Consider the following 19460-nt stretch of genomic DNA (forward strand, 5'->3'; position numbering starts at 1 on the left):
GCTTTTTTAATGACTCGCGATCCCGCCTGCCGATTCCTTGAGAGAAGAACACTGAAAAATAATATACCGCTTATTAGTAATTTATGTCAATAAATATAAGATTGAGTTGCAATAACTATAATAACTTTTGTCGAGACGTAAAGAGACTGTTCATTACAAATGACTAATAAGTAGTAACCAATGATAAAATTAGCTTGCTACAATAGCTTTGTCATTTTATATGATCTAGGCTAGATATGGCTCGTTCTTCGGCTTTACTTCGAGATGGAACAATTCTCAATGACCGCTATAGAATCATTAGAGAGATAGGAAGAGGCGGTTTTGGGCGGACTTATTTAGCAGAAGATACCCAACGCTACAGAGAAAAATGTGTCCTCAAGGAGTTTGCGCCTCAAGTAGAAAACGATCGCGATTTACACAAAGCTGAAGAATTATTTGAACGAGAAGCAGGTATACTCTATCAACTCAAACACGAACAAATTCCTAGATTTGAAGCTTTATTAAAAACAAGAATTAGTGGCAAAGAATCGTTGTTTTTAGTTCAAGAATATATTGAAGGAGATAGTTATTGGGATTTATTAAAACGCACAGGTAAATTTAGTGAAGTAGAAGTAACTCAATTACTAAAACAATTGTTACCTGTACTAGAATATATTCACTCAGAAAACTTAATTCATCGAGATATTTCTCCTGATAATTTAATTTTAAGAGAGAAAGATGAGCAACCAGTTTTAATTGATTTTGGTTGTGTTAAATTAGCAGCTAATGCTGTTTCTAAATCCACAGGACAATCAATTACTTTAATTGGGAAAAAAGGCTATGCTCCTGAAGAACAAATGCGGAGTGGACAAGCCTTTCCTAGTAGCGATCTTTATTCTTTAGGCGTTACAATTTTAGTATTATTAACAGCTAAACAACCCCACGATCTATACGATATGCATCAGGGGATTTGGCGTTGGCAATCGGAAGTAAAAGTCAGTCTTCATTTAACTAAAATATTAGAAAAAATGCTGGCTTATCATCCTCGCGATCGCTATCAATCTGCTCAACAAGTTATTAAAGCATTAGAAGTCAATCAAATTTCAATTGTGAGTAATTTTGTTTCTAAAATACGTACTTTAATAGTTGCGCCAGGAAATCCTGAAACGCAAAATAATCCTAATCATCCTCTTAGTCAGATTGCGTCTCACGTTAATACTAATATTTCTCGGCTCAAAACCAAAGCACTAACTGTTTCTCGTCAGATTACCCAACCACCTCCAGAAGTCAGTAAAGTATCTCATTTTAGTAAATTGGGATTAGTTGCCACAGGACTAATTATTTTACCAGGAATTTTAACCTTTACTTTGATCAGAAATTTGCTTTCTACTCCCAATAATTTTCCTAATTTAACTAATAGTTCTCTTAGCCAACAAGAACAAGATGTTCAACAAGAAATTTACGAACGTCTTCAGTTATTAAAACTTAATCCTGGCAATTTTTATGGACAAGTAGACGAAGAATTTTATCGTCGTTATCCTCAATTAAAAAATGTGCAATTAACAGGGCAATTAGAACATCGCCAGTATCGAGAAATATGGTATAAAATTGCTGATACTTTGTTACAAGAACAAGAAAAAAATATTTCAATTAATAATTGATTTTTTTATTTACTAATTACTACTTATGAGGGATTAATAATCAACAATTAACAATTGACAATAGGCAAAGTAATTGTAAAAATTGTTCCGACATTTAATTCTGATTCAAAACAAATCTCTCCTTGATGAATTTCGACATATTTTTTCACAATTGCTAATCCCAAACCAGTACCAGGTAAAGTACCAACATTAGTAGCACGATGAAAACATTCAAACAAAGAACTACGATCTTCTGGAGGAATACCAATACCGCGGTCGCAAACTTGTAAAATAACTTGATCACAAGAACCTTTTACATTTAAATTAATTAGACCACCATCGGTCGAATATTTAACGGCATTAGAAAGCAAATGAGTAAGAATTTGTCTGACAATGTTTTCATCTAAATAAATGTTTTCTTGTTCACCTTGATAATCAAACAAAATTTGATGTTTTTGAGCAGGAGTTACTCGAAAATTATTAACTAATTGTTGGCAGAGTTGAAATAGATTAATATGACTAGGTGCAAAAATTACTTCTTTCGATTCAACCTGATCAACAACTAAAACATCTTCGACTAAATTAGTCATATGTTCAGTTGCAGTACGAATTTTGTGAAAACAAGCTTCTTTTTGTTCTAAACTAAGTTTGCCTTCTTGACTCTCTAGCAAATCAACGGCTAAAGAAATAATTGTTAGAGGAGTACGATATTCATGAGAAATTGTGCGAACAATGCGAGTTTTTAATTCATTAAATTCTTTTTCTTTGGCTAAAGCTTGACGAATTCTTTTATTTTCTAGACGATTTTTTTCTTCTTGAAGTAACATTTGTAATTGCTGGACATAAGTAGAAGCTTGATTAGCAATTTTGTATAAAATACGGATATGCTCTTCTGTAAATTGTTTAGCTTTTTCTGTACCAACAAACAACAAGCCAACAATCTGTTTTTCTTCTGGAAAATGAGCAATAATAGGAACAAAAAAATGAGAGCCAATTTGTTGAATTTGTAGCTCAGATGATGATTGAATTTGATAATTAAGATTGTGTAAACAAAGAGGTAGGTTCAGTAAATCTAATCCATTTACTTTAAGCATACTCTCTACAAGTCGTTGCTGAATTTCTAACTGAGCAGTAGTAGCAAGAGGACGATTGGCATTAAGAAATAGTTCGCATATTTTTGGTTCGAGTAAAATTCCTCCTGTTACATCGCAAGGAACAACCGTATGCAAATACTTTAGCATTGAGCGAAATAAATCTTCATAACTTAAAGTAGAGCCAATTTGTCGTGAAAGATCGTAGCAAAGCTCTAGTTCAAATATTTTTTGGTCGAGTTGAGCTTCTAGTCGTTGTTCAAATTCAGTTTCTAATTGAGATAATTTTTGTTGAGTGGCAAGTAAAGTAGAAGTTAGCTGCTGATTTTTTAATTGTTCTTCTTGTAATTGAAGTTTTAATGACTCTACATTTGAGTTATTTAAATCATTTGAACTATTGTCTCTTGTTTGAGCTTTTATTTCCTCTCCATTATTTGGTGATTGATTACTATCTACCATCGAAATTTGTGTTTAAAACTAAAAATTATTTAAGCGATTTTATTAGTAATAGTTTAGAACTATTATTCCCTAGAGTCTTAGTTTAATTTTTTACTAGGTATTTGTATTTATATAACAAAATTTAGTTGCTTGTTTTACAAAACTTCAACTTTTTCAAAACTGTCTTAAAAAAATCTAAAATTTTTGTATTGATAGTTGCATCACAATTGCCTTTTTCCTAGGCATTATTTGGGATTTTTTGTTTAGAGTTTCATCACAGTAGCTGGAAGGGATCGTCGAGATAGGATATAAATTTAACTTGATTAAGTTGCTACTAAAAGATGTCAATCTTTATTACCTTCGTTAATATCTACTTAAATTACCTCAACAACTATACCGATCGCAGGAAACTAAGCTTAAATAAAGGGGAAAAGCTCGCTTCATTTCGTGTCTTTTCCTTTTTAGCTAAATTAACCCAAGTTTTAAGCATTGATAACTATGGTTTCTGCTACTCAGAAGACTGCTACTCAAGTTTCTCATAACATTGAAACAACTAAAGCAAATCCACGCAAAACTGCTAGTGGAGTTTACGTTACCGTTCACGGTCATTTTTATCAACCGCCAAGAGAAAATCCTTATTTAGATACGATTGAAAGACAACCCAGTGCTTATCCTTATCATGATTGGAATGAACGCATCTATTATGAATGTTATCGCCCTAATGCCTTTGCGAGAATTTTAAATGATGGTGGTGAAGTAATTGGGATTGTTAATAACTTTGAATATCTGAGTTTCAATATTGGGCCAACTTTAATGTCTTGGTTGGAAAAATACGATTTTGAAGTATACCAACGCATTCTCGAAGCAGATCGAATTAGTTGTCAACGATTAAATGGTCATGGTAATGCGATCGCACAAGTTTATAATCATATTATTCTGCCTTTAGCTAACGAAAGAGATAAATATACTCAAATTCGCTGGGGAATAGCTGATTTTCGCTCTCGTTTTCAACGAGAACCAGAAGGAATGTGGTTGGCAGAAACTGCCGTAGACTACTCCACGTTAAAAGTATTAGTTGATGAAGGCATTCGCTTTATTATTCTTGCTCCTTCTCAAGCGGAACGCTGTCGTCCTTTGCCTACTAAAGACAATCGTAATCCCGAGTGGCATGAAGTTGGTGGTTCTCAAATCGATCCTACTCGTCCCTATCGCTGCACTTTAGATGATGGACGTGATATTGATATCTTCTTTTATGATGGCCCAATTTCTAGAGATATGGGTTTTAGTGATATTTTGACCAATGGCGATCGCTTTGTGGCAAGATTAGGTCAAGCTATTAAAGGAGATCCTCGTCCGACTCAACTTATTAGTGTGGCTACAGATGGAGAAACTTTTGGTCATCATAAAGGCGGAACAGAAAAGTGTCTGGCTTATGTTTTTACGAAAGAATTTAAGCATAGAGACTGGAATATTACTAATTACGCCCATTATCTCAGTATTAGTCCTCCTACCTGGGAAGTAGTTCTCAAACCAGTAACTGCTTGGAGTTGCTCTCACGGAGTCGAGCGATGGCAAGATGATTGTGGTTGTGGTGGTGGTGGTGTCTGGCACCAAAAATGGCGCAAACCTTTAAGAACTACTCTAGATTGGTTGCGCGATCGCTTAATTGAAGTTTATGAAGAGCAAGGAAGTAAGTATTTTTGCGATCCTTGGGAAACTAGAGATAATTATATTCAAGTTATTCGTAATCGTAGTTCCGAGAGTGTAGATTTATTCTTTAAAGCTCATCAATGTCGTCAACTAAGTGCAGAAGAGAGAATCGATGCTTTAAGATTACTAGAAATGCAGCGTCATGCGTTGTTAATGTATACTAGTTGCGGTTGGTTTTTTGAAGAAATTTCTCGCCCTGAAGGAGTTCAAATTCTACGTTATGCTGCTCGTGCCATAGAACTAGCAGGAGAAGCAGCAGGAGTTTACTGGAAATTAGACTTTTTAAATCGTTTAGCCGAAGCACCTAGTAATGTAAAGTTATTTGGTAATGGAGCGGAAGTTTATCGTCAATTAGTTGTTTCCGCGCAGATTAGTTTTCAACAAGTGGCTGCTCACTACGCCATTAGTAGTCTCTTTAATACTTATAATCATCTCGAGCAAATGTACTGTTATGGAGTCGAACAACTCGACTATCAGAAACAGCAGATGGGTGCGCTCACTTTAGCAGTGGGACAAGTGCGTTTGACTTCGGACATTACGGGAGAAAATCATCATTTTGTCTTTGCCGTACTGCATCTAGGAGGTTGGGATTTTCACTGTTGCATTCAAACTTTTACTACCCGCCTGAGTTATAGCGAAAACAAACAACAACTATTTGAAGCCTTTAAACAAGCTAGTGCTGCTCAAACAATTGTCGCCATGAATCGATTATTTTGCGATCGCTCTTTTAATTTACAACATCTGTTTGCTGAAGAAAGACATCGAATTATTGAACAGTTAACCGATCAAACCAAAAAACATTTAGATCAACTTTATACTCAAGTTTATCGGGAAAATTATAGTATTTTGCTAGCTTTTCAACGAGAAGAGTTACCAGTTCCCCAAGAACTACAAGTAGCAGCCGAAGTAGCTCTATCTCACCGTTGTTTAGAGATTATTGCAGCATTAGAAGCTGAACCTCAAGCCATTGATAGTCATTTAAGTGAATTAATCGCAGTAGCTACCGAAGCTAATCATTTTCGTTGTCAATTCAACATTCCCGAAGCGAAAAAAACCCTCGAACAACTCATTATGCGATCGCTCTGGCAAATACTTTATGAAGGAGATCCCGCTAGTATAGAAAATGAGATAACCAGAATTGACAAAATCCTAAAAATTAGTGAATATCTTCATCTTGGTTTATTTCTCGACCGCGCCCAAGAAATTTATTACCAATGCTTACATCAGCACATTGTACCTCATTGTTTTTCTGAAACAGAAAACGGTTGTCGTTGGCAACGTAGTCAACTACGTCCCCTACTCAAATTGGGTAAAAAATTAGCTGTGGATGTCAATAACTGGTTGATTTAAAATAAAAGCGATCGCTCTTGGTTAAAAGAAGCGATCGCAGTCACCACAAACACATTTAAGGAAGAATAAATTTCTTATAAAAAATTAAGTTTAGTTAGTTAGATATAAGTAATTTTTTAATTCACTATATTCAGTTTAAGTGCTTCTATTGGAAATTGGGTATAGTTTTGATAAAGATTCAGTACTGAGTGATAAAGTAACCATAAAGTCTTGTGGTAATTAACTAAAGCTAGAAGGCAGAAGGCAGAAGACTTAATTTGGTTCTTTGTTCCTTAATTCCCTATTAACTGATAACTGATGACTGATCACTGATCACTGAATAAGCTGGAGACGAAGTATCAACTTTATTTCTAGATATGCGAATTCTACAAATTGTTCCCTCATTTTCTCCTGTTTATGGTGGTCCTAGTCAAATGGTAAAAGGTTTATCTCAAGCTTTAGCAGCCGAAGGAATTGAGGTTACCATCATCACTACTAATACTAATGGAGATAACGGACAAGCACCTTTAGATGTTCCCCTTGGCAAATCTATCTGGCAAGATGGTTACGAGATTATCTATTTTCCTTGTTCTCCTTTTCGTCGCTATAAATTTTCCTTAGATTTGTTGCGTTGGTTAGCTAGTCATACTCAAGATTATCATTTAGCTCATATCCATGCTTTATTTTCTCCCGTTACTACCGCAGCAGCTACCATTGCACGATGGAATAAATTACCTTATATTCTTCGTCCTTTAGGCACTCTCGATCCTGCTGATTTACACAAGAAAAAACAACTTAAACAGATTTATGGGTTGTTGTGGGAAAAACCTAATTTGGCGGGTGCAGCAGCGATTCATTTTACTAGTGAAGAAGAAGCCAAAGTTTCCGCAAGATTTGGTACAACTACCAAAGATTTGGTAATTCCTTTAGGAGTAGATTTACCTGCAAATTTACCTGCATTGGGAATAACGAGAAAACAATTAGGAATAGATAGTAATACTAAATTAATTTTATTTATGTCTCGTATCGATCGCAAAAAAGGACTCGATCTACTTTTACCTGCTTTGGAAAGTTTACAAGCAGAAGATTTAGATTTTCATTTTGTCTTAGCAGGAGGAAATCCGCAAGAACCTGATTATCAAGCTCAAATTAAAACTAAAATCGCTAATTCTCCTTTAAAAGAACGAACTACTATTACGGGTTTTGTTCAAGGAGATTTAAAATTAGGTTTACTAATCGATGCAGACTTGTTTGTTTTGCCTTCCTATTATGAAAATTTTGGCATTGCGGTAGCTGAAGCGATGGCAGTAGGGACACCAGTGGTTATTTCTAACGGTGTGCAAATTTGGCAGGATATTGAAACTATGACAGCAGGATGGGTAACTGCTTGTGAAGTAACACAATTAACCAATAGCTTACGGGAAGCGATTGAATCAGATACTGAAAGGAAACAAAGAGGAGAAAACGCTCGTCAGCTAGCTAAACAAAAATATAGTTGGAGTGCGATCGCAGTTGAGATGATTCAAGTTTATCAAAGTTTGATGCGATCATCTGCATAAATCGATTTACTTCGACGTAATTAATGAATGAAGAGTTGAAATATCCGTAAACACTATGTCTAACAAAATATTATTATTCGGTTTTACTGCTGCTACTCTAATTTTGATTCCTAATTTCGCTCAAGCGCAAAATGTACAAGTAATTTCTCAACAAGGAAGTGCTAGTGCTACAGCAGTAGGTAAAAATAATACTGCAATTAGTAATGTTCATCAATCAGCAGTTCAAAATCAATTTGGTAATTCTTACGGTAGCTGGGATAATCCTCAAACTCAAATTACTATTCAAAGAGCGTCGGGTAATGCAACAGCAATTGGAGAAAATAATACTGTTATTAGCAATATCAATCAGTCTAGCGAACAAAATCAATACGTCAATCCCTATGGATATTAAATTGTACAGTCACTAATATTTGGTTATTTCCGATTAAATAGTTGATAATTATAGAGTTGATAGTGAATGGTTAGACTATTGTGCAAGGGCAAAATAAATTCTTCTCACCAATTAAAAAATTACTTTTCTTTGGTAGTGGTAGTCTTACCCTAATTGTTTCTTTGATGATAATTGGTTGGTGGCGCGAATGCGATCGCTTGATTAGTCTGGCAGAAAAATTTTTGTTACCTCAACCGATTGTACCTCAGATTGAACTAGCTACAGCGATCGTCAAACAAGTTCAAGAAGCACAAGAATTAACCACCGCAGTTTATACAATGGAAACAGTTGTTCCTGCTTCTGCGGAGCGCAAAATTGGGGAATGGGTAATAGCTACTACGAAATTAGTTTATATTGCTCATGGTGAAGTGCGAGCGGGAATAGATTTAAATCAACTAACTCCAGAACAAGTTAAAATTACTGCTGATAAAATTCAAATTAATTTACCACCGCCACAAATTTTAGACCAAAAAATTGACGTTAACCGTTCTCGCGTTTTTGATTATAATCGAGGTTTTTTAAACTTAGGTCCCGATCTCGCGCCACAATTACAAACTCAAGCTCAACAAGAAACTCTACAACAAATTCTTCATGCTGCTTGCGATCAAGGCATTTTAAATAGTGCTAATGAAAAAGCCAAGCAAACTTTAACTCAATTATTAAATAATATGAGCGTGCAACCAATAGAAATTAGAACTACTTCTCCTTCATTGCAAGCTTGTATTTAACCTTTAACGAAGAATATTCTTGAATTACCGCGATTTTCAGTAATTAGTAATTAATAATTAGTAATTACTAATTGGTAATTGGTAATTGGTAATGGTGTACCTCACCAAGAGCGAGAAAGGCTATAGTAATAGTTCTCTCATAGATTACGGCTTTTACCACTGTAACCCCACAATTAAAAACGGTACATTGTATTCATAGGTAAAGAAATATTAATCAAAAATAAACTTGCGACTCATGTTTGAATATTTTAACGACAAAGCAATCAAAAGCATCATTCTGGCTCAAGAAGAAGCCAGAAGCACAGGCCATAATCTTGTCGGTAGCGAACATCTATTATTGGGAGTGATAGGGGAGGGGACATCGATCGCAGCAACTGTATTAGCAGATAAAGGAATTAATGTTAATCAAACTAGGAAACTGATCGAACAATATAGTGGTAGAGGTAGCGGTTTTAGTCCAGCCAATCTTCCTTTTACTCCTAAAGTCAAGAGTATTTTTGATCAGGCATTGATCGAAGCACGTCAATTAGATCGTAAAAATATTACTCCTGCACACATATTACTTGCGATCGCTAAAGATTCTGATTCTGTGGCAGCTAAAGTATTAATTCAACAAGGAATTAAATTAAATCAACTGCGAACAGATTTACTGAAGAAATTAGCAGAACCAGAACCGATTGGTGCAGCCAACAAAAGAGAAAATCCCTTTAACTTTGGTAATCCCAATGCAGCTAAACCTACTTTAAAAGAATTTGGAGTTAATCTAACTCAATTAGCTAAAGAAGGTAAACTCGATCCTGTGATTGGAAGAGAAGCAGAAATTGCCCGAACTGTTCAGATTTTAGGACGTAGAACCAAAAATAATCCCGTTTTAGTAGGAGAACCAGGAGTAGGCAAAACTGCGATCGCAGAAGGATTAGCTCAACGAATTGTCGACGAAGATGTTCCTGAATTAATTAAAGATAAACAAGTAATTAGTTTGGACATGGGTTTATTATTAGCAGGAACTAAGTTTCGAGGTGAATTTGAAGAACGACTCAAAGCCATTGTTGATGAAGTGCGTCAAGCAGGAAATATTATCCTAGTCATCGATGAAATTCATACCCTAGTAGGTGCAGGAGCGATGGGAGGCGCAATGGATGCTGCCAACTTACTCAAACCAGCCTTAGCTAGAGGAGAATTCCAATGTCTTGGTAGCACCACCCTCGATGAATATCGTCAACATATCGAACGAGATGCAGCTTTAGAACGTCGTTTCCAAAAAGTCATGATTGGAGAACCTTCTGTAGCAGACGCGATCGCAATTATCCGAGGCTTACGTAAAACCTACGAAGAATTTCACCAAGTTAAATATACAGAAAAAGCTTTAGAAGCAGCAGTTACTCTATCCGAACGTTATATTTCTGACCGTTTCTTACCTGATAAAGCCATTGATTTAATTGATGAAGCTGGTTCACGAATTCATTTAAGACATTCTCAACAAACAGATCAAAAACACCAAGAAGAAACCCAAGTTCCAATCATCAATCCTAAATCCTTAACTCCTGTAGTAGACGAAGCAGAAATTGCTCACATTGTCGCTTCCTGGACAGGAATTCCAGTCAATAAAATCAACCAAACCGAATCAGAAGTTTTACTCAATCTCGAAGCCAATCTCCACGAACGGGTAATTGGTCAAGATGAAGCAGTTTGCGCCGTTTCTCGTGCCTTAAGAAGAGCTAGAGCGGGTTTAAGCAGTCCTAATCGTCCGATTGCTAGTTTTATTTTCTCTGGCCCTACTGGTGTAGGTAAAACCGAGCTTGCTAAAGCCTTAGCAACCTATATGTTTGGCTCGGAAAACGCCATGATTAGACTAGATATGTCCGAATTCATGGAATCTCACACCGTTTCCAAATTAATTGGTTCGCCTCCTGGTTATATTGGTTACGACGAAGGCGGACAACTCACCGAAGCTATTCGCCGTCAACCCTACAGTTTAGTTCTGTTTGATGAGATAGAAAAGGCACATCCAGATGTCTTCAATCTACTCTTACAACTTCTAGATGATGGTCGTTTGACTGATGCTCAAGGACGTGTAGTTAATTTTAACAATGCGATCATCATTATGACCTCTAACATCGGTTCTAAAGTAATCGAAAAAGGAGGCACAGGACTAGGTTTTGCCGTCGCAGACAACCAAACAGATGCTCAATACCAACAGATACGTGCTTTAGTTAACGAAGAACTTAAACAATATTTCCGTCCAGAGTTCCTTAACCGTCTCGATGAAATTATTGTCTTTCGTCAACTTACTAAACCAGAAGTTCAACAAATTGCCGAGCTTCTTTTACAAGAAATCGCACAAAGATTGCAACAAGAACGCTCTATCAATCTAGAAGTTAGCGAAGCTTTCCAAGAGAAAGTCATTGCTGAAGGATTCGATCCTAGCTATGGTGCAAGACCTTTACGTCGAGCAATTATGAGATTGTTAGAAGATAGTTTGGCAGAAGCAATTTTATCTGGTCAAATTCAAGATGGCGATCAAGCTTTAATAACCGTTGATGACGGAGAAGTAAAAGTCTTACCTATACAGCAACCAGTTCTTGTCGAATCTCATCGTTAATTCTGATTTGATTGGTGATGTTGGTGGGGTAACACCCACCAATTTTTTAGGTTTAATTTTCTTTTATTAGTGCCATTGCACTTGTTCAAAATCGACTTGGTATAGCGATCGCCTTAAACAGATTTATAATATTAGTTTGTTGTTTGTTTGCTACAGATCATCCGTGGGTAGGGTTTTGGCACTGCCAAACTCTTACATAAATTTGTTATGTAAACGAAAAATCAGAACTACTAAGCTTACTAATATTTAAATCTTCAAACATAATTTGTCCGCCATCATTAGAAGTCAACAAAGTACCATCAACCGTGTTAGTAATTAAACCTTGAGCAAGCATACCACTGAACCAAGAAGAAGCATTGACAATACCCCAACCTTGGAATTGAATCTTATCTTTACCCACCTCAAAATCTTTAATGATATCTAGTTCACCAGGTAACAAACTATTATTCTTCACAAAGACAAATGTATCATTTCCCCGACCTCCGATTAAAGTATCGCTACCACGACCACCAATTAAAGTATCATTGCCACCAACAGTTGGGTCTTGTTGATAAGCAAGTAATTTAAGATCATCCAAGCGACCACCACGACCATAATTAACAGGAGTACCAGTAGAAAGAAATTCTAAACGTTTGGTAGTACCATCTCCGATAAAGTTGACGGTATAGGTTTTCCAAACTAGATTGGAATTTTTAGAACTATCTTCTGCTACATTGAGCAAAGTATTGCCACCTAGTTTAACTGCGATCGCATTAACTGCTGCATTAAATCCGTTACGGGGTGCGTATTGGAATGTAAGCTCATAGAATTTACCAGCTTCTGTCGTAATATCTCGATAAATCTGACGTGCATCGGGATAAAAATTGAGTGGATCTTCGTTGAGTTCAATATGGTTAACGCCTTCAGCAGAATTACCAGACCAATATTCAATCCTGCCATCGGTCGAGTTCCAACCATCTAAAGGTGCATTGACAAAACCACTGGAAATATTGGGAGCTTCTTCAAAATCTGTGACAAATACAGTGGTAAATGGGTTTTTGTGATCTCCATACAGAATATCGTTACCAGCACCGCCGTCAAGGATATCATTGCCAAGACCACCAATTAAAGTATCATTACCACCAAGGTTAGGATTTTTGTTGTAGGCAAGTAATTTAAGATCATCCAAGTGACCACCACGACCATAATTAACAGGAGTACCAGTAGAAAGAAATTCTAAACGTTTGGTAGTACCATCTCCGATAAAGTTGACGGTATAGGTTTTCCAAACTAGATTGGAATTTTTAGAACCATCTTCTGCTACATTGAGCAAAGTATTGCCACCTAGTTTAACTGAGATCGCATTAACTGCTGCATTAAATCCGTTACGGGGTGCGTATTGGAATGTAAGCTCATAGAATTTACCAGCTTCTGTCGTAATATCTCGATAAATCTGACGTGCATCGGGATAAAAATTGAGTGGATCTTCGTTGAGTTCAATATGGTTAACGCCTTCAGCAGAATTACCAGACCAATATTCAATCCTGCCATCAGTAGAGTTCCAACCATCTAAAGGTGCATTGACAAAACCACTGGAAATATTGGGAGCTTCTTCAAAATCTGTGACAAATACAGTGGTGAATGGGTTTTTGTGATCTCCATACAGAATATCGTTACCAGCACCGCCTATTAAAAGATCTTGCCCAACCGCACCTTCAATGAGATCATCACCGGTTGTAGCAGCTAAAATACGGGCATTATGTTGATTAATAGTTGCAAAAAGCATTTGAACAGTACTGCCATTGACACTCAGACTATCTGCACCAATTACACTTACTTGATTAGGTTTGGCAACTTTTAAGTCTACTTGACCTTCACCAAAAAAGGTATATTCTAAATCAGTTCCATTGCCATTAAGAGTCTGTAATCTGGCACGCATAGGCAAATTAACAATGCGAGTGACATTATCCTGAGTAACTCCCAAATTGATCGTAAATTTACCTCCGTTAGCAGGTAAAAAGACAGTCTTGTCATCGTAAGCATACCAATTGTCTACACTCTTAATTATGCGATCGCTATTAATGTCTAGACCAAAATTACCAACATTAGAAGCAATTACTTCCGCCGTAATTGTATCTCCCGAACTTTCTACAAAAAGTTTTGACTGCTCAAATGCTTTAATTCTTTGACTGGCATCAGCTAAAGTTACAAATTCAGCACCGCTATTGTAAGCTTCTCGGATCAAGGCGGTAAACATTTCTTGGTTATAGCCGTTATTTTCCCAATTAGTAGGGCCATAATCATGCCAAGGCATTAGTACAATTGGTTTATTAGCATGATTGATAACTTCTTGGTATTGTCTGAGCCATTCAGCCTGTGCCTGTTCTGCTGTAAGGGGTTGAGGAACAAAACCACCATTGCCATCTGGAACGGGAATACCAAATCCGATTAAGGTAAAGTCAAACCAGAGATTGGGAGCAAAATAAACTGATTCTTGACCTGGTTTTAAAAAACCAAAAGCACTAGGAAATCCAGCCCCAACACTGGAATAACCACCAGAAATGTAATCAAAATATTGAGCAATTTCTAAAGCAGTGGGCAATTTTTCAGGCGCGCCAGGTAAAGCTGTCCCAGTAACTTTAATACCTAATTGCTTCTCAATAACTTGCTTAGATTGATTAAACTCAAATTCTAGCTGGGCAGGAGTAGCAAAATTGGTATTGTTGGAGGGGTTGTAACCAGCATATTCTTCAAAATGAGTATAGGAATGAGTTCCAATCTCGTTACCTGCTGCTAATAATGCTTGGTAATAAGGTCGAGAAATAGCCCAATCGGTATACTGAAGAGTTTCAGGACTATTGCCAATATTGATATAGTAAGAGCCAACAAAATTAAAGTCAGTTTTCCATTGATTCAAAATCGGTAATAATTTGTCATAAATCCCAGGAGAGCCATCTAAAGGATTAACATTGCTAGCCTCTTGCGATTGATCCATGTCATTGCGGGACAGAAACAGGGAGTTATTACGAGTTAAGCTAAGGCTGACACTGGGTTGATTATCGAAAGTAGACCAGCGTAGTGCTTGCCAAGCTAAATTATTGTCTCCTAAATAGCTGGTAGTGGCAAAATGTACATTACGACCGCCAGTTTGGGTAGTCACTACAGCGTTATAAGTTTGACCATTAACGTTTTGATTAACTAAAACTTGAGCAGGATAATTAGGATCGAAGCTTTCATAAGCAGCAAAACCAATAGGATTTTGGTATTGGCGAATTGTTTCTCCAGAATTGTAACCCTGCATGACAGGATGGGTTGTGTTTTGGGCAGTTAAGGCAACACTTCCAGTACCAAAAGCAGTAGGTCTTACCCCCAACAAAGTTTTCATCCGATAATAAGGGTCGCCTGCATGGACTGCACCTGTCTCATCGTTAGTCATGAAGTCGCCAGCAGCGATAATCCCAATCTTATATTGATAAACAGCATCAGTCAGGGTGTCTTGAATTGCTTGTAAGTCAGACTGTTTAACGTTACGAATGCTGGGAAAAATTAAGGTGTCATAATTAGCAAGTTTGTTAATGTCTTTCAAGTCTTCTTCGGTGAGGAGGTCGAACGGAATTCCTGCCATCATCACCTCTTCCTGAACCGACATAAATAGCTGGGAATATGCAGTAAGATTGACTTCTATGTCAGGTAAGCCAAAAAATTGGTCGGCAGTAGTTTGTGAAAAGACAATTCCAACCTTTTTACTAAAATCAGTTCTTGGCGGTAAAGCATCGCCGACTGCAATAGTATATTTTTGAGTAGAGTAATTACCAGGTAAAAATACTTGATTGTTGACATCAATTACGACATCAATCCCTGGAGTTGTGTCATTGATTAACGAAAGAGGAACAGCAAATTCTATGATTTGTTTAGTACTATCAAAAGCATAGTTTAACGCTCCAGTAACAAAATTTTCTCCTGCTGCGCCAGTATAAAGATAAGGTAGATTATCACTGAAGAAGTTAATGTTATATTCTGCACCACCAGCAAAACCAAAAATCTGATAACCAGTATTACTATTTTGGTCAGTATTAAGCCAAATTGTAGTACCAGCAGCGATCGCATTACTATCGGATTTAATCGCAAATACATAAGTATCTCCTACCAATTTGCCATATACTTCATATCCTGGTTGACCACTGCCTGGCAAAAAATCTAATCGTTCGTTATTTGTCCAATCAGCTAAATTACCATCAAGAGTAATATTTCCGTAAGTTGTTTTTAGTTCGGCTTCTAGAGAATTTAAAATATTAAAATTAGACATAAATTATTGTTTTAATAAAATTTGAATAAGAATTTAAAACTACGAGTTTTTACTTAATATCTTTCAAATTATCTCTTCTGAAAGAATTAAATAGGTAAAGACTCAATAAAGTTTCTATAAAAACAATAAAAAGATTTTATTGAAAAATTTATCTAAAATTTATCAAACCAATTTACTAAAGCAAACTCAATCGTAGTTTCATATATTAGAGAAAAATATTGCTTAATTATTTTTATGTCATTAATCAAGCAAGTTGTAATTATTGATTTGATAATTGCTTTTTGGAACGCAGTTATTTTTATCAGTTTATTTTTATGGTTACCGCTTAAAACTTCATCTTGTCATTCTAAACCAAATGCTCATAATCAGATTGTTGGTTTTTGGCTACGTACAATGTTTATAACAATTACAGGTGTTTTGAGCTTGAGTTATTTACATCTGCTAAATTGGTTAACTCTGGCTTTAGTATATATTAGTTATCTAATTTTTAATTATTTAGAAAGTTATACTTGGCGAATTAAAGATTGTCAACAGATTCTTCAAGAGCAAATATTTAATCTTATAGATGTTTTAGACCAAGGATTATCACCTCAAGCTTTAATTAAAAATACTTACAAAAATTTCCAAACAATTAAACAGCGATTAATTGACTATGTAGAAAACTTGGTAATTCGCCAGGGAATGTTTTTTGTTGCGGTACTAACAATAGTTTTAGGTTTTGCTTTACTATTGAGATGGGAATATCCTTTACTAGAATTACGCTTCAGCAATAGCGATCGCTATGAAATTCTACTTCTAACTAGACAAATTTTAGCAGGAACTGCTCCAGAAACTCCTTATTTACCTGTATTTCCTGCTTTTGCCACAGTTTTATCTTTACTAGGTTCAATCGATGGGATGCAAGTCATTCGTTTCCTTAGTCCTATGGTAGGAATGATGATGGTTTTGGGCGTTGGCTATCTAGTGCGCGTTTTAACCAAGAATAGTTTTTCAGCTTTAGTTGCAATGTTGTGTTTGGGAGTTTATTGCTTCACTTGGGAACAAACAATTAATTCCGAATTACCAGTATGGTTGACGACAATTATTCATAGTTTAAAAAGTTCTTTAATTCGACAGTGGAATGGTAATGAATTAGAACTTGGTACAATTTTTTTATTATTTGGTTTGGGATATTATTTCGATAAACCACAGAAAAATATTACTTTCAAAATCAATTTTATTTGTAGCATTATTTTAATAGTAATCTCTGCACCACCATTGCTGATTTTAGTTTTAATAGCGGTGATTAGCTCGATTGGGGGCAAAAAAACAATTTTAAGTGCGATCGCTTTAACTTGGATTGTTTTAGCTGGATTTGCTGCTATGACTGAGATACAGTTGCTATGGACTCAAAGTTTTTTGCTAACCTTGCCTGTAGCTCTTAGTTTATTAGCAGGATTTTTATTTACTATCGTCGCTAACATCGTAAAAATACTATCACAAAGATGGGCTGAAACTTTTTGTTTAGCGATAATTCTATCTTTATCAATTAATTTTTTACTGCCTCTTCCTCCCAATTTAACCTATGTAGAATACGACATAGCAGCAAGGAAAACCTTAGAGATTAAAACCCGATTTCCTTCTCAAACTTGGACTTTAGTAGCCCCAGTCGAACAACTAGCTGAAATCTATAGTTATGGTTGGTATCAAGACTTAGCTTTATTTGTTGAACAATATGCTTCTCAAGTCGCAGGTACTCCGCCGTTTAACGGCAGTGCCTGCGCTGACTGCATCTCCGCAGTCAACCAACCAGAATTTCGCTTCCCTGTTTCAGGAAAAGATTTATTTATCCTAGTTGAAAAAATTCCCTTTGTTACCTTTACCAATGAACCCTCTGTTGTGCCTGATTCTATTTTAAGCGAGAGGTTCGCTCACTTACTTCGCGATCGCACTTACCGTTATTATCGTTCCTCCGCAGGAAGATCTAGTTTAGAATATGAAGCATGGCAAATGTGTGAAACTTATTTTCATAACCATCCCGATAGCCAAATCTACTATGAAGATCGAGAATTGAAAATATATTGGTTTAAGGTTTAAGTTTCATTCTACTAAGCTATGTGCATTTTCCCATCTACGTATTTTTGAATTGTGAAAAAAAATAGACAAATTAAATGCACCAACAGTTTAGATACTATTTCTCTTACTGAAGAAATTTTATCGGGTAGTGTCTTATATTCTTCGCATTCATGCGAGGGATATAAGGCACAAAGCGTTCAGCGAGCGACAGTTTTAACTGTCTCGAAATATAGTATAATACCTAAAACTCAAGCATAAATCAATGTACGGTTGCCAGCAAGTTCTAGTAACTCAAGACAAAAATTTAATTAATGTATTAACCTTCCTGTGCGAAGAGTCTCATAAACTCATTAACATGGGAATATTTTACGCTAGGCAGCTATACTTCAAAGCTAAAAAGATCATTGGTAAATTTGACTTAATAGAACAATATAAAACTAATTATCACTACAAAATTTTACACTCGCAAGCTGCACAACAAATATTACTTTCAGTAGCAGAATCTTTTAAGTCATATAAAGGTTTAGTTAAAGCATTTAAAGAAGGTGAAATAACAGATAAGCCAAGAATCCCTAACTACAGGAAGAAAGGAGGGTTGGCTACAATTAGCTATCCCAAGCAAGCTTTAAAACTAAAAGATAATAAACTAAGAGTCCCATTGGGCAAAACTTGCAAGCGTTGGTTTGGTATAGATAGTTTTAAGATCTCAATGCCTAGTAATCTTAATTTTTCCGACATCAAAGAATTAAGAATACTTCCTCGAAACAAGTGTTTTTATTTTGAGTTTGTCTACGAAAAACAAACACAAAAAGCCAAATTAAATCGAAATAATGTACTTGGTATCGATCCAGGTTTAAATAACTGGTTAACTTGTGTTTCTAACGTAGAAACGAGCTTCATTGTTGATGGCAAACATCTTAAATCAATGAATCGCTGGTATAACAAACAAGTTGCCAAAATTAAACAAAATAAACCACAAGGATTTTGGAATAAAAAGTTAGCTGCAATAACCGAAAAACGCAATCGACAAATGCGTGATGCTATCAACAAAGCAGCAAGGATAGTGATTGATCATTGTCTAGAAAATAGAATCGGAATCATTGTTTTTGGTTGGAATAAAGGGAATAAAAAAGAAATCGAGCTAGGCAAGAAGAACAATTCTGAATTTGTTCCAATTCCAACAGCTAGGTTAAAAGACAGAATTGAGCAACTCTGTCTAGATTATGGAATTGAGTTTGTTGAGACTGAAGAAAGCTATACTAGTAAAGCTTCGTTTTTAGATGGTGATAATCTACCAAAATACGGTGAAAAACCCAAGGTCGCGTCTTCCGAGGAAACCTCGGAAGCGTGTGACGACCGCAAGGATTGGAAACCATCAGGGAAAAGAACGAAGAGAGGCTTGTATCGAGTAGGATACGGGCAATGGTATATCAATGCGGACTGCAACGGAGCAGCTAATATCATCCGTAAAGTAAGCAGAACGTTAGGCTTAGAGCTTAACCGACTGTCTAGGGGCGTTTTGACTCGTCCCCAAAGATTAACTCTTTGGTCAGTTAATAAGGAAGCTTTGCTTCCTTATTAGAATCCCTTCGGCTTTAGCCAGGGGAGAAGTCA

10 protein-coding genes are annotated in these 19460 nt (G+C 36.1%); 8 read left to right on the forward strand and 2 right to left on the reverse strand.

The window, feature by feature from the left end; genetic code table 11:
• Nucleotides 1-236 precede the first annotated feature (236 nt).
• Nucleotides 237-1640, forward strand: coding sequence for a serine/threonine-protein kinase (locus tag STA7437_RS10495; RefSeq protein WP_015193361.1), 1404 nt, complete (start codon nt 237-239; stop codon nt 1638-1640).
• 47 nt (nt 1641-1687) lie between these two features.
• On the opposite strand, the gene STA7437_RS24855 is transcribed toward STA7437_RS10495, so the two are convergent.
• The gene (locus tag STA7437_RS24855) at nt 1688-3169 is read right to left on the reverse strand and encodes a GAF domain-containing sensor histidine kinase (protein WP_015193362.1); all 1482 of its coding nucleotides are present in this window, start codon (nt 3167-3169) and stop codon (nt 1688-1690) included.
• 477 nt (nt 3170-3646) lie between these two features.
• Between STA7437_RS24855 and STA7437_RS10505 the strand changes: the two genes are divergently transcribed.
• The 5 genes from STA7437_RS10505 to STA7437_RS10525 all read left to right on the forward strand — a co-directional run bounded on the left by STA7437_RS10505 (nt 3647) and on the right by STA7437_RS10525 (nt 11506).
• Nucleotides 3647-6208, forward strand: coding sequence for a DUF3536 domain-containing protein (locus tag STA7437_RS10505; RefSeq protein WP_015193363.1), 2562 nt, complete (start codon nt 3647-3649; stop codon nt 6206-6208).
• Between the two features lie 356 nt (nt 6209-6564).
• On the forward strand, nt 6565-7746 hold the full coding sequence (hpsP, locus tag STA7437_RS10510) for a hormogonium polysaccharide biosynthesis glycosyltransferase HpsP (RefSeq protein WP_015193364.1): 1182 nt from the start codon (nt 6565-6567) through the stop codon (nt 7744-7746).
• 55 nt (nt 7747-7801) lie between these two features.
• Nucleotides 7802-8137, forward strand: coding sequence for a hypothetical protein (locus STA7437_RS10515; RefSeq protein ID WP_015193365.1), 336 nt, complete (start codon nt 7802-7804; stop codon nt 8135-8137).
• Nucleotides 8138-8217: 80 nt separating this feature from the next.
• Entirely contained in the window at nt 8218-8904 is a 687-nt protein-coding gene (locus STA7437_RS10520) for a DUF4230 domain-containing protein (protein WP_015193366.1), read from the forward strand.
• 235 nt (nt 8905-9139) lie between these two features.
• On the forward strand, nt 9140-11506 hold the full coding sequence (locus STA7437_RS10525) for an ATP-dependent Clp protease ATP-binding subunit (protein WP_015193367.1): 2367 nt from the start codon (nt 9140-9142) through the stop codon (nt 11504-11506).
• 205 nt (nt 11507-11711) lie between these two features.
• Here STA7437_RS10525 and STA7437_RS24860 read toward each other — a convergent pair whose 3' ends face one another.
• The gene (locus tag STA7437_RS24860) at nt 11712-15791 is read right to left on the reverse strand and encodes a DUF642 domain-containing protein (RefSeq protein ID WP_015193368.1); all 4080 of its coding nucleotides are present in this window, start codon (nt 15789-15791) and stop codon (nt 11712-11714) included.
• A 234-nt stretch (nt 15792-16025) separates the two neighbouring features.
• Here STA7437_RS24860 and STA7437_RS10535 point away from each other — a divergent pair, with 234 nt between their 5' ends.
• Both STA7437_RS10535 and STA7437_RS10540 read left to right on the forward strand, forming a co-directional pair.
• The gene (locus STA7437_RS10535) at nt 16026-17867 is read left to right on the forward strand and encodes a hypothetical protein (protein ID WP_015193369.1); all 1842 of its coding nucleotides are present in this window, start codon (nt 16026-16028) and stop codon (nt 17865-17867) included.
• Nucleotides 17868-18108: 241 nt separating this feature from the next.
• Nucleotides 18109-19428 (forward strand): RNA-guided endonuclease InsQ/TnpB family protein, encoded by a 1320-nt coding sequence (locus STA7437_RS10540; protein WP_015193370.1) that lies wholly within the window; start codon nt 18109-18111, stop codon nt 19426-19428.
• Nucleotides 19429-19460 lie beyond the last annotated feature (32 nt).

It is taken from the genome of Stanieria cyanosphaera PCC 7437 (assembly GCF_000317575.1).
Lineage (GTDB): Bacteria > Cyanobacteriota > Cyanobacteriia > Cyanobacteriales > Xenococcaceae > Stanieria > Stanieria cyanosphaera.